Annotated in this window: 15 protein-coding genes; 2 read left to right on the top strand and 13 right to left on the bottom strand. The window is 51.4% G+C overall.

The features are described from left to right. The 9 genes from QRY16_RS20710 to fkpA form a co-directional block, all read right to left on the bottom strand. Positions 1–133 (bottom strand): GTP-binding protein (locus QRY16_RS20710; protein ID WP_289777895.1); only part of this gene is annotated, 133 nt, incomplete at its 3' end. Positions 134–201: 68 nt separating this feature from the next. Next, complete coding sequence (fusA, locus tag QRY16_RS20705; RefSeq protein ID WP_193405635.1) at positions 202–2,310, bottom strand: elongation factor G; 2,109 nt, start codon at positions 2,308–2,310, stop codon at positions 202–204. 90 nt (positions 2,311–2,400) lie between these two features. Continuing rightward, positions 2,401–2,871: a 30S ribosomal protein S7 gene (gene rpsG, locus QRY16_RS20700; RefSeq protein WP_013510774.1), complete on the bottom strand. Its 471-nt coding sequence runs from the start codon at positions 2,869–2,871 to the stop codon at positions 2,401–2,403. 96 nt (positions 2,872–2,967) lie between these two features. Continuing rightward, positions 2,968–3,342: a 30S ribosomal protein S12 gene (rpsL, locus tag QRY16_RS20695; protein WP_003852912.1), complete on the bottom strand. Its 375-nt coding sequence runs from the start codon at positions 3,340–3,342 to the stop codon at positions 2,968–2,970. Positions 3,343–3,465: 123 nt separating this feature from the next. Further along, on the bottom strand, positions 3,466–3,753 hold the full coding sequence (gene tusB / locus QRY16_RS20690; protein ID WP_289777894.1) for a sulfurtransferase complex subunit TusB: 288 nt from the start codon (positions 3,751–3,753) through the stop codon (positions 3,466–3,468). 9 nt (positions 3,754–3,762) lie between these two features. Continuing rightward, positions 3,763–4,122, bottom strand: a complete 360-nt coding sequence (gene tusC / locus QRY16_RS20685; RefSeq protein ID WP_289777893.1) for a sulfurtransferase complex subunit TusC — start codon at positions 4,120–4,122, stop codon at positions 3,763–3,765. Continuing rightward, on the bottom strand, positions 4,122–4,505 hold the full coding sequence (tusD, locus tag QRY16_RS20680; RefSeq protein ID WP_193405632.1) for a sulfurtransferase complex subunit TusD: 384 nt from the start codon (positions 4,503–4,505) through the stop codon (positions 4,122–4,124). The genes tusC and tusD overlap by 1 nt, the downstream gene beginning before the upstream one ends. Further along, positions 4,505–5,227, bottom strand: a complete 723-nt coding sequence (locus tag QRY16_RS20675) for a helix-turn-helix transcriptional regulator (protein ID WP_193405631.1) — start codon at positions 5,225–5,227, stop codon at positions 4,505–4,507. The genes tusD and QRY16_RS20675 overlap by 1 nt, the downstream gene beginning before the upstream one ends. 165 nt (positions 5,228–5,392) lie before the next feature. Then, complete coding sequence (gene fkpA, locus QRY16_RS20670; protein ID WP_289777892.1) at positions 5,393–6,220, bottom strand: FKBP-type peptidyl-prolyl cis-trans isomerase; 828 nt, start codon at positions 6,218–6,220, stop codon at positions 5,393–5,395. A 278-nt stretch (positions 6,221–6,498) separates the two neighbouring features. On the opposite strand from fkpA, the gene QRY16_RS20665 reads away from it, so the two are divergent. Continuing rightward, on the top strand, positions 6,499–6,717 hold the full coding sequence (locus QRY16_RS20665) for a protein SlyX (protein ID WP_193405629.1): 219 nt from the start codon (positions 6,499–6,501) through the stop codon (positions 6,715–6,717). Positions 6,718–6,780: 63 nt separating this feature from the next. On the opposite strand, the gene slyD is transcribed toward QRY16_RS20665, so the two are convergent. From slyD to kefG, 4 genes are all read right to left on the bottom strand, one after another. Beyond that, a complete protein-coding gene (gene slyD, locus QRY16_RS20660; protein WP_193405628.1) occupies positions 6,781–7,329 on the bottom strand; it encodes a peptidylprolyl isomerase in 549 nt (182 codons plus the stop codon). 196 nt (positions 7,330–7,525) lie between these two features. Next, positions 7,526–7,720 carry a YheV family putative zinc ribbon protein gene (locus tag QRY16_RS20655; protein ID WP_006120567.1) on the bottom strand — a complete coding sequence of 65 codons (195 nt, stop codon included), beginning with the start codon at positions 7,718–7,720 and terminating at the stop codon, positions 7,526–7,528. A gap of 23 nt (positions 7,721–7,743) precedes the next feature. Further along, complete coding sequence (gene kefB / locus QRY16_RS20650; RefSeq protein WP_193405627.1) at positions 7,744–9,549, bottom strand: glutathione-regulated potassium-efflux system protein KefB; 1,806 nt, start codon at positions 9,547–9,549, stop codon at positions 7,744–7,746. Then, positions 9,549–10,100 carry a glutathione-regulated potassium-efflux system ancillary protein KefG gene (gene kefG / locus QRY16_RS20645; protein ID WP_289777891.1) on the bottom strand — a complete coding sequence of 184 codons (552 nt, stop codon included), beginning with the start codon at positions 10,098–10,100 and terminating at the stop codon, positions 9,549–9,551. Before kefG ends, kefB begins: the two co-directional genes overlap by 1 nt. 110 nt (positions 10,101–10,210) lie before the next feature. On the opposite strand from kefG, the gene QRY16_RS20640 reads away from it, so the two are divergent. Beyond that, a complete protein-coding gene (locus QRY16_RS20640; protein WP_289777890.1) occupies positions 10,211–12,115 on the top strand; it encodes an ABC transporter ATP-binding protein in 1,905 nt (634 codons plus the stop codon). Positions 12,116–12,117 lie beyond the last annotated feature (2 nt).

Genomic DNA, 12,117 nt, shown 5'->3' with positions numbered 1-12,117 from the left:
GAGCCTGGCCACCGTAAGTTTTAGACAGAACGGTAGTGATTGCTGCAGTCAGGGTAGTTTTACCGTGGTCAACGTGACCGATGGTGCCCACGTTTACGTGCAGTTTGTTACGTTGAAATTGCTCTTTCGCCATGGCGATATTCCTTACTGTTATGCCTTCATCTTTGACGAAGGCATCTGTTCAAATTTTAAACCGTAGACTTATTTGCTACGAGCTTCAATAATGGCCTGAGCGACGTTGTTCGGCGCTTCAGCGTACTTCAGGAACTCCATGGAGTAAGAAGCACGGCCCTGAGTCTGTGAACGCAGGTCAGTTGCATAACCAAACATTTCAGACAACGGTACCTGAGCGCGAACGGTCTTACCCGTTGCGGTGTCATCCATACCTTCGATGATGCCGCGACGACGGTTAAGGTCACCGATTACGTCACCCATGTTCTCTTCAGGCGTTTCTACTTCAACCTTCATGACAGGCTCAAGCAGAACAGGCTTCGCTTTTTTAAAGCCATCTTTAAACGCTAAAGATGCAGCCAGTTTAAACGCCAGTTCGGAGGAGTCCACATCATGGTATGAACCAAAATGCAGACGCACGCCCAGATCAACTACCGGATAACCCGCCAGTGGACCTGATTTCAGCTGCTCCTGAATGCCTTTATCAACGGCTGGGATGTATTCACCAGGGATTACACCGCCCTTGATGTCGTTGGTAAATTCATAGCCTTTACCGCCTGGCTCAAGCGGGTACAGGTCAATGATAACGTGACCATACTGACCACGACCACCGGACTGTTTCGCATGTTTACCTTCGACATCGGTAATTTTTTCACGAATCGTTTCGCGATAAGCAACCTGCGGTTTACCGACGTTTGCTTCAACGTTGAATTCACGCTTCATACGGTCAACGATGATGTCGAGATGCAGCTCACCCATACCAGCAATAATAGTCTGGTTAGATTCTTCGTCAGTCCAGACGCGGAATGACGGGTCTTCTTTCGCCAGACGGCCCAGAGCCAGACCCATTTTTTCCTGGTCAGCTTTGGTTTTTGGTTCAACAGCGATAGAGATAACCGGCTCTGGGAATTCCATGCGCTCCAGAATGATCGGTGCGCTCGGATCACACAGCGTATCACCCGTAATCACGTCTTTCAGACCGATTGCAGCAGCAATATCGCCAGCACGAACTTCTTTAATCTCTTCACGTTTGTTAGCGTGCATCTGAACGATACGGCCAAAACGCTCGCGCTGAGATTTAACAGAGTTCAGTACGGTATCACCTGAGTTAACCACACCAGAATAGACGCGGAAGAACGTCAGGTTGCCCACGAACGGGTCATTCGCAATTTTAAATGCCAGAGCGGAGAACGGCTCTTTATCATCAGCATGACGCTCAGCGGGTGTATCTTTACCGTCGTCCAGCATACCGTTAATTGAAGGTACGTCAGTTGGCGCAGGCAGATAATCAACCACAGCATCCAGCATCGCCTGAACACCTTTGTTCTTAAATGCAGAACCACAGGTCACCAGGATGATTTCGTTATTCAGTACGCGCTGACGCAGAGCAGCTTTGATTTCGTCTTCAGTCAGCTCTTCACCGCCGAGGTATTTCTCCATCAGCTCTTCAGAGGCTTCTGCAGCCGCTTCAATCAGGTTCTGGTGCCACTCTTCAGCCAGATCAGCCATTTCTGCAGGGATCTCTTCGTACTCGAAGGTCACGCCAGCATCAGCATCGTTCCAGTTGATAGCTTTCATTTTCAGCAGGTCAATAACGCCGGTGAAGTTTTCTTCAGCGCCGATCGCCAACTGCAGCGGAACAGGATTGGCGCCCAGACGGGTTTTGATCTGACCTACAACTTTCAGGAAGTTCGCGCCCATGCGGTCCATTTTGTTAACGAACGCAATACGCGGAACTTTGTATTTATTAGCCTGACGCCATACAGTTTCAGACTGTGGCTGAACACCACCAACTGCACAGTAAACCATTACTGCGCCATCAAGAACACGCATAGAACGTTCTACTTCGATGGTGAAGTCAACGTGTCCTGGGGTGTCGATGATGTTGATGCGGTGCGGCTCAAACTGCTTAGCCATACCTGACCAGAATGCGGTGGTCGCAGCAGAAGTGATGGTAATACCACGCTCCTGCTCCTGCGCCATCCAGTCCATGGTCGCGGCGCCATCGTGTACTTCACCGATTTTGTGGTTAACACCGGTGTAGAACAGGATACGCTCGGTAGTGGTAGTTTTACCGGCGTCGATGTGGGCGCTGATACCGATGTTACGGTAGCGCGTAATGGGTGTTGTACGAGCCATTTGATTCCTCTGATTCTCGGACGTTCAAAGTAAGTCGACCCCAGCGGGTTGGCTGTTTGAGCGCCCGCTGGTTTAACAACTACGTGGCTATTACCAGCGGTAGTGAGCGAACGCCTTGTTGGCTTCTGCCATGCGGTGAACGTCTTCACGTTTCTTAACTGCAGTACCTTTGTTCTCTGCAGCATCAGAAAGTTCGTTCGCCAGGCGGAGAGCCATAGATTTATCACCGCGTTTACGAGCAGCTTCTACGATCCAACGCATTGCCAGCGCATTACGACGAACCGGACGGACTTCTACTGGTACCTGATAGGTAGAACCACCAACGCGACGTGACTTAACTTCGACAGTCGGACGCACGTTTTCCAGTGCTACTTCAAAGGCTTCCAGCTCGTTTTTACCTGAACGCTGAGCCAGGGTCTCAAGCGCAGTATAAACGATTGATTCAGCGGTAGATTTTTTACCATCTACCATCAGGATATTTACAAATTTGGCCAGCAGTTCTGATCCGAACTTCGGATCTGGCAGAATTTTACGCTGACCAATGACGCGACGACGTGGCATGGAAATACTCCGTTGTTAATTCAGGATTGTCCAAAACTCTACGAGTTTAGTTTGACATTTAAGTTAAAACGTTTGGCCTTACTTAACGGAGAACCATTAAGCCTTTGGCTTCTTCACGCCGTACTTGGAGCGAGCCTGCTTACGGTCTTTAACACCTGAGCAGTCAAGCGCGCCACGAACGGTATGGTAACGCACACCTGGCAAGTCTTTAACACGACCGCCACGGATCAGGATCACGGAGTGTTCCTGCAGGTTATGACCTTCACCGCCGATATAGGAGGTAACTTCAAAACCATTAGTCAAACGCACACGGCAAACTTTACGCAGTGCTGAGTTTGGTTTTTTCGGGGTGGTGGTGTACACACGAGTACAAACACCACGTTTTTGCGGGCAAGCTTCCAGCGCCGGCACGTTGCTCTTTGCAACTTTGCGGACGCGTGGTTTGCGAACCAGCTGGTTAACTGTTGCCATTAAATAGCTCCTGGATTTGCTTTTGCTTCGTAAACACGTGATAAATCGCCTCGTAAGACTACGAGGAGGCAGAATTTTAGGGCTGTGTCAAAAGGGTGTCAAGAAATAACCAGGTTTTCAGCGTCACCAGGCCATTTGTTGTGGATGTTTTACCGTTAGCGCGACGAAACCAGTATAGTTCACCGGCTGTATTTCGGTTGAAATTTGCCCAGCCAATCCCCGTGCCTTCAGGTCTTCTTCTAATACCCAAACTGTTGCAGCTGAACTCAACAGACGCGCCAGAGCAGCGCTGCTCCTTAGCGCAGCGAACACGCCATCCTGCATCAGCAGGAGATCATCCTCTGCATTAAGCAACTGAAGTAAGGTATCAAGATCGCTATAAGCGGGCGAATGCATCAGGGTGTGCAGCATCAGAATCTCTTAAAAGGTCAGAATGCGATCGTAATTTTCTAGCTGCTGGCGCAGCGCGACGGCAGTAAGGATATCAACCTCCAGCACGCGTGGCATCTCAGCAGACAATCCTCGCGCGGTTAACGAATCCAGACAGAGACAACACTCTTCTACCTCATACAGCGCCAGTACGCCAAAGGTCGCAGCATAATGGCGGCTAAAGATGAGATCAGGCTGCTGGCCCGCCATTAATTGCAGCACGCCATCTCCGATAAAGAACAGGCCAATCTCTTCGCTGAGCGCGGCAGTCGCCAGTGCGGCATCAAGTCCTTCACGCCCTGCGCTGCTGCCATGTGGACCACGGGTAAAGACAAAAGCCACACGATTCATTAAAACTGCACCATACGATCGCAACTCAGCGCGGCTTCTGCCAGTGCGCCTAAACCGCTTAATACAAAGCCGGGCTGTAGATTACTTCCTGCTAGCTGAAGACGTTCCGCCTCTTGCGCATCGGTTACGCCACGCCGCAGCGCCGCCGCGACACAAATATTTAGCGCCACGCCCTCTTTTTTTAATGCCTGCCAGGCACGCACCAAATCGAACTCATCACTCGCTGGCGCGGTTAGCTGATTAGCATTCAATACGCCTTCCCGATAAAAAAAGATGCTTTCCAGTTGATGTCCCGCAGCTAAGAGCGCCTGGGCAAATAGCAGCGCGCTGCTGGCTTGCTGCGTACCATAAGCCGGACCGGTAACCAGCAAGGCATAACGCATTAACGATCCTGCCCCTGAAAGTCGCCATTTTTAAACTGGCGAATATAAAGGTAAACGGTGTGTTTGGAGATGTTAAGGCGATCGGCAACCTGGTTAATTGCATCCTTAATATCAAAAATGCCCTTCTCATAAAGATTCAACACAATCTGGCGGTTCTTGGCATTATTCGACACGTTACGATCTGCGCTCACCTCTTCAATGGTGAACTCCAGCGTTTGCATGACCAGGTCATCGACCGAGCTGGCAAAGTTCACATTAGAATCCACCTGTTGCATTTCCGGCGGCATGAACGTCGACATAATCTGTGAGAACGGCACATCCAGATTCATGTTAATACACAACAAACCGATAACGCGTTGCTGACGATTACGGATAGCGATGGTAACGGATTTCATTAATACCCCGCTTTTGGCGCGGGTAAAGTAGGCGCGGGACACATTACTGTCTGCACCGTGCATATCGTGCAGCATGCGCAACGCCAGATCGGTAATCGGCGACCCTACTTTGCGGCCAGTATGTTCACCATTGGCGATGCGCACCGCCGAACATTTCAGATCTTCCAGCGAATGCAGGACAATTTCACAATGCGATCCAATTAACATCGCCAGGCCATCAACAACGGCCTCGTACGATTTCAAAATATCGTAATCGCTTTGCTCGAACGGACGCTGCTCCAGAAGATCGAAGTCGCTCAGTTCACCAGGATTGAATGGATTAGACATTGAAGACATCACCCTAAATGGCTGGAGCCTGTCTCGGCGTCTTTCGGGCAGACTCAATATTGGGATAGTTATGCAGGCGCTAGTCTGGCAAATGTCGCCCGCTTATGCCAGAGGTTTGTCGTGATGCGGAAATGAAACCGCCGCACAGAGGCGGCGGTGAACAGATTATTGCGACTTTTTCGCAGCAGCGGCAGGTGCCTGCGCTTTTTCATCTGCTTTGGGCGCGGGTTTGATGTCGAGCAGTTCTACATCAAATACCAGCGTGGAGTTAGCCGGAATGCCTGGCACGCCGTTTTTACCGTAAGCCAACTGTGGTGGAATGACCAGCTTGATCTTGCCACCTTTTTTCACGTGCTTAAGCCCTTCGGTCCAGCCCGGAATCACACCGTCTAAACGGAATGACAGCGGCTCGCCACGCGTATAAGAGTTGTCGAACTCAGTACCATCAACCAGCGTACCTTTGTAGTTAACCACAACAGTGTCGCTGTCTTTTGGTGCGTCACCGGAGCCTTCTTTCTCAACTTTATACAGCAGACCGCTTTCCGTCTTTTTCACGCCGCTTTCTTTGGCGAATTTGGCCGCATAAGCTCCGCCTTTATCGGCATTCTCTTTCGCGTCTTTTTCCATTTTCGCCTGGGCAGCGCCTTTCACGCGGCTTTCGAAGGCTTGCAGTGTTTGTTCAATCTCGGTGTCAGACAGCTTGCTCTTGCCGCCAAATGCATCCTGAACACCAGCGATCAGCTGATCTTTATCCAGTTTGATGCCCAGTTTTTCCTGCTCCTTCAGGGAGTTGTCCATGTAGCGACCCAACGAGGCGCCCAGCGCATAAGCGGATTGTTGATCTTCATTTTTGAAGGCCGCATTTTTTGGAGCCTGAGGTGCAGACGTCGCTGCCGCCGGTGCTGCGGCAGTTTCGGCAGCCATTGCCAGCGGAGCATTCAGCGCGACGGCCAGGGTGGTAGCTAACAATGTGACTTTAAACAGTGATTTCATCCTTTCTCCAAAACCGAAGCCTTTAACCTCGGGAATCATTGCGGACTAAAGGTCCACACTATAACTGTACGTGGCAGTGGCAAACACCCCCACAACGTAATTACGCGGTTAACCTCCGACCTTTTTTGCATCAGAAAGTTTCATCAGAAATGGTGCCGCAACAGGGGTTTTTCAAGCGTAACGCCAGCGGATAGTAAAAAATCGGGTCATTCTGTGTGTCCAGGCCGTAGAATCAAACCCTGCGCCAATCACATCATCCATTTTATTAAGGAGGGGTCATGCAACAATCCGAATGGGAACACCGTCTTGAAATGCTGGAAAGCAAACTGGCCTTTCAGGAAATAACTATCGATCAGCTGAACCATACCGTCGTGCAGCACGAGCTGGAAATGGGAAAAATGCGTGAGCAGATGCGTCTGTTGCTGGATAAGCTAAAGGCCAGCGCACCCTCAATGATGGCTTCTCAGTCAGAAGAGACGCCGCCACCGCATTATTAATGACGCCATCTCCGTCAAAAAAGGAAGGCCACCGAAAGGTGGCCTTGAATCGTCATATCTGGCTTAGTGACTGCAACCGCAACCACCAGTACCGCAACCACCTTTACCATGGTCGTGATCATGTTCATGGTCGTGATGATGACCATCAGCGCCGTGAACGTGCCCATGCGCCAGTTCTTCCGGGGTGGCTTCACGAATTGCAACCACCTCAACATTGAAGTTCAGGTTCTGACCTGCCAGCATGTGATTGCCGTCAACCACGACGTGATCGTCTTCCACTTCGGTAATTTCAACCGGAACCGGACCTTGATCGGTTTCTGCCAGGAAGCGCATACCTACCTGCAGCTCGTCAACACCCATAAATACGTCTTTTGGTACACGCTGCACCAGGTTGTCATCGTACTGGCCATATGCATCATTAGCCGGGATATGCACATCAAATTTATCGCCCGCTACGTGATTTTCCAGCGCGTTTTCCAGACCAGAAATCAGGGAACCATGACCGTGCAGATAGTCCAACGGTGCACTCACCGGTGACTCGTCAACCAACACACCGTCTTCTGTACGTACCTGATAGGCCAGGCTTACCACCAGGTCTTTTGCTACTTTCATGATATCTCCTAACCGTTGAGAGCTGTGATCCCGTCTCATTGGTCTATTTTTGCGTGCAATAACACCAACCAGAAAGGTTCGGGGCTGAGTACGAGAGGGAATGACTTTCTCTCGCGACCACAGCGTTAATGGCGCTAATTGTAACGGAATTCCATCTCGCTGTAAGTTTAAGCTTAAAAAAAGCTGCGCCATTCCGCTATTCTGGATGGAAAATCCCGATGACTTGCTCATTGCTGCGAACCTGATCGCGCGCCTGTTTATCGGCTTCACGCATTTGGTGGCCGCACTTCACGCACTCCACTACATCGACATTATTTTCACGCCACATCGCCAGGGTGTCTTTTTCCTGACAGTGCGGACAGACCGCACCGGCAATAAAACGTTTACGCATCGTGTTCCGCCTGTTTTATCTCATTACTTATCATCATCCCAGCCATCCAGCTGACGCTTCTCCTGCAGCATTTCGCGCTGGAAAATATCTTCCAGTTCACGACGCGCCTCACGCACGCGTGAAACCTGGGCGCTATCAGCATGGTTCGGCATAAGCTCACGCAGCATGCGCATATCCAGTCGACGGAAGTGCAGCTGTGCACGCTGAGCCTGGTGCGGATGCATACCTAATGTCATCAGCGCTTTACGGCCTAACTCCAGCGCGCTAGAGAAGGTTTCACGTGAGAATTGTGTCACACCGGCCTGTAACAGTTCGTGAGCTTCCACACGTCCGCGTGCACGCGCCAGAATCTGTAACTGTGGAAAATGCTGCTGACACAGATGAACAATCGTCATGGTATCTTCCGGCTCGTTACAAGTAATGACGATGGACTGGGCCTGAGCGGCACCTGCTGCACGCAGCAACTCCAGCTCGGTTGCGTCACCATAGTAAACCTGGTAACCGTATTTACGCATCAGGCTTACCGCACTAATATCACGCTCCAGCACGGTAATTCGCTTATTGTTTGCCATTAACAAACGACCAATCACCTGACCAAAACGACCAAATCCCACCACAATGACCTGCGGTTGATCGTCGTCGACAAAATGCTTCTCCGCATTATCGTCAGCTTCGTTAAAGCGGCGCGCCAGCAACCGATCAATGCCTCGCATCAGCAGCGGCGTGGTCATCATTGATAAGGTCACTGTCACTAACAGCATCGGCAGCTGATCACCTGAAAACAGCTTCACGGATGAGGCAGCAGAAAACAGCACGAACGCGAATTCGCCCCCCTGGCTCAGCACCCCAGCAAACTGCTGACGTTCCGAACTACGCAGGCCAAAAATACGCCCAAGCCCATACAACACCCCTGTTTTCACGGCAACCAGAATCAGTACACCCAACAAAATGATGAAGATATGGGTGTAAAGCACGCCGAGGTTGAGCGCCATCCCGACCGAAATAAAGAACAAGCCGAGCAGCAACCCTTTAAATGGATCGATAGCGACTTCCAGTTCATGGCGATATTCGCTTTCCGCCAGCAGGATGCCAGCAATAAATGTGCCAAGCGCCATTGATAAACCCAGCGCATCCATGAACAGCGCCGCACCCAGTACCAGCAGCAGCGACGCGGCGGTAAACACCTCGCGCACGCCAGAAGCAGCGATATAACGAAAAATAGGGCGCAGCAAATAACGGCCACCAATCAACATACCTGCAAACGCCAGTACCTTCATACCTAACTTCAGCCAGTCAATATGCCCGCTATCCGTTCCCGCCAGTAACGGAATTAATGCCAACGCCGGGATCACCGCAATGTCCTGAAACAGCAGCACCGAAAAGCCCAGCTGTCCGGCTTCGCTGCGGTTCATGCCTTTATCTCGCATCAGCTGCAATGCCATTGCGGTAGAGGACATCGCCAGACCAATCCCGCCAATCACCGCGGCCCGCCAGGTAAAATGATCCAGCCATAACAGCGCGCCAAGGATCGCCGCTGAGAAAATCACTTGCGCAGCGCCCACACCAAATATTGAGCGACGTAACGACCACAGCTTTGAGGGATTCAGCTCCAGCCCGATGATGAACATCAGGAACACCACGCCGAGTTCAGAAAAGTGCAGAATCTCGTCAACGTCGCTGATAAAACCTAATCCCCACGGCCCAATGGCGATGCCAGCCACCAGATAACCTAAAACTGCACCAATACCGAGGCGAGCCGCCACCGGCACAATCAGTACCGCCGCGAACAGATAAATCACCCCCGCGGTCAGCAGCGTTTGTCCTGCCATTACAATCCTCCGTTCGGTAGCGGTGCCGCCAACCAGTCGCCATAGGCTCGGGCATAATTTTTCATCACATCTGGGTTCTGACGACGCGCCCAGTACACAATCATCGGTGGCATCCAGTGCATACGACACATCTGCGCGGTCAGCTCAAACGGGCGCATAATGTCATTCATACGATAGCGGTTCAGGCCCTGATGCTGAAAAGCGCTTTCAGGTTCACCAGTAGTCACCACGCTGCGCCAGTATTTTCCTTCCAGCGCATTGCCATCAATGCCGTTCGCAAAACCGCGCGATAAAACACGATCCAGCCACTCTTTCAGCAGCGCCGGACAGCTGTAGGTATAAAGCGGATGCTGGAAAATAATCACCTGATGTTCGCGCAGCAGCTGTTGTTCCCGGTGAATATCGATAAAGAAGTCGGGATACGTTGCGTATAAGTCACGGACCGTAACATGTTCCAGCGCCTGAGCCGGTTGCAGCAAAATACGATTAGCCATCGAGTCCTGTGATTCCGGGTGGGCATAAAGCAGTAAAATCTTCGGTGGCTGCGACATTGTTGTTCTCCAGAGCGTCGTCATTGCTACAGATTTCCGCTACCATGCACGACGCAGCAAAATCTTATTATGTTGCCTGTAAATTAACATATTCTGACGATACGGCGCTTATGATTGTCTTCTCTGCCTTACAAATACGCCGCGGCATCCGCGTCTTGCTCGACAACGCCACCGCCACCATTAATCCAGGCCAAAAAGTCGGATTAGTAGGTAAAAACGGCTGTGGTAAATCCACGCTGCTGTCGCTGCTAAAAGGTGAAATCACCAGTGACGCCGGCAGCATGACTTTTCCTGCCAACTGGGCGCTGGCCTGGGTTAATCAGGAAACGCCGGCTTTGAGCAAAGCGGCGCTCGACTATGTTATTGATGGCGACCGCGAATATCGCCAGCTTGCATCTGAACTAGACGAAGCCAACACACGCAACGATGGCAATGCTATTGCGTTGTTACACGGTAAGCTGGATGCCGTTCAGGCGTGGAGCATACAGGCTCGGGCTTCCAGTCTGCTGCACGGTCTGGGCTTTAGTCAGGAGCAGTTACAGCGCCCGGTGAGCGATTTCTCTGGCGGCTGGCGGATGCGTCTTAATCTGGCGCAGGCGTTGATTTGCCGTTCTGATTTGTTACTGCTTGATGAGCCAACCAACCACCTCGATCTCGATGCGGTTATTTGGCTTGAGCGCTGGCTGAAAAGCTACGAAGGCACGCTGATCCTGATTTCTCATGACCGCGACTTTCTCGATCCGGTCGTGGATAAAATTATCCATATCGAACAGCAATCACTGTTTGAATATACCGGCAACTACACCTCATTTGAGCGCCAGCGCGTCGCTAAACTGGCGCAGCAGCAATCACTGTATGAAAGCCAGCAAGAAAAAGTTGCTCATTTACAGAACTATATCGATCGCTTCCGCGCTAAAGCCACTAAAGCCAGACAGGCGCAAAGCCGCATCAAAATGCTGGAACGCATGGAGATGATTGCTCCCGCACACGTTGATAACCCGTTCAGCTTCAGTTTCCGCGCCCCGGAAAGCTTACCCAATCCGCTACTGAAGATGGAGAAGGTCACGGCCGGCTATGGCGATCGCATCATTCTTGATGCCATCAAACTGAACCTGGTGCCAGGATCGCGCATCGGCTTGCTTGGTCGTAACGGTGCCGGTAAATCGACACTGATTAAGCTGCTGGCCGGTGAGATAAAAGCAATTGAGGGCGAAGTTGGACTGGCTAAGGGTATCAAGCTGGGTTATTTCGCCCAGCATCAGCTGGAATTTTTGCGCGCCGATGAATCACCGCTGCAACATCTCGCCCGTATCGCGCCTGGCGTTCTGGAACAACAACTACGTGATTATTTAGGCGGTTTCGGCTTTCAGGGAGATAAAGTCAGCGAAATCACCGAGCGCTTTTCCGGCGGCGAAAAAGCGCGCCTGGTACTGGCATTAATTGTCTGGCAGCGCCCTAACCTGCTGCTGCTTGATGAACCGACCAACCACCTTGATTTAGATATGCGTCAGGCGCTGACCGAAGCTTTAATTGATTTCGAAGGGGCGTTGGTCGTGGTCTCGCACGATCGCCATTTACTGCGCGCCACTACTGACGATCTTTACCTGGTGCACGACGGCAAAGTCGATGTGTTCCCCGGCGATCTGGACGACTATCAGCAATGGTTAAGCAATCTGCAAAAACAGCAGGCACAACAGGACGCTGCACCGAAGCAGGATAACGGCAACAGTGCACAGGCACGTAAAGATCAGAAGCGCCGTGAAGCTGAGCTGCGTAAACAAACTCAGCCACTGCGTAAAGAGATCGAGAAGCTGGAAAAACAGATGAGCCAATGGCAAAGCCAGTTGGCCGACGCCGAAGCTCAGCTATCTGACAGCGCGCTCTACGATCAAAGCCGCAAAGCGGATTTAACCACCGCCCTACAGCAGCAAGCTGAAAGCAAATCGGCGCTGGAAGAAGTAGAAATGGCGTGGCTGGATGCGCAGGAGAAGTTAGAACAACTCATGGCAAGCTGACG

This window comes from Mixta mediterraneensis, assembly GCF_030283135.1.
Lineage (GTDB): Bacteria > Pseudomonadota > Gammaproteobacteria > Enterobacterales > Enterobacteriaceae > Pantoea > Pantoea mediterraneensis.
The sequence above is the reverse complement of the archived record's forward strand: the minus strand, read 5'-3'. Positions and strand labels throughout refer to the sequence as shown.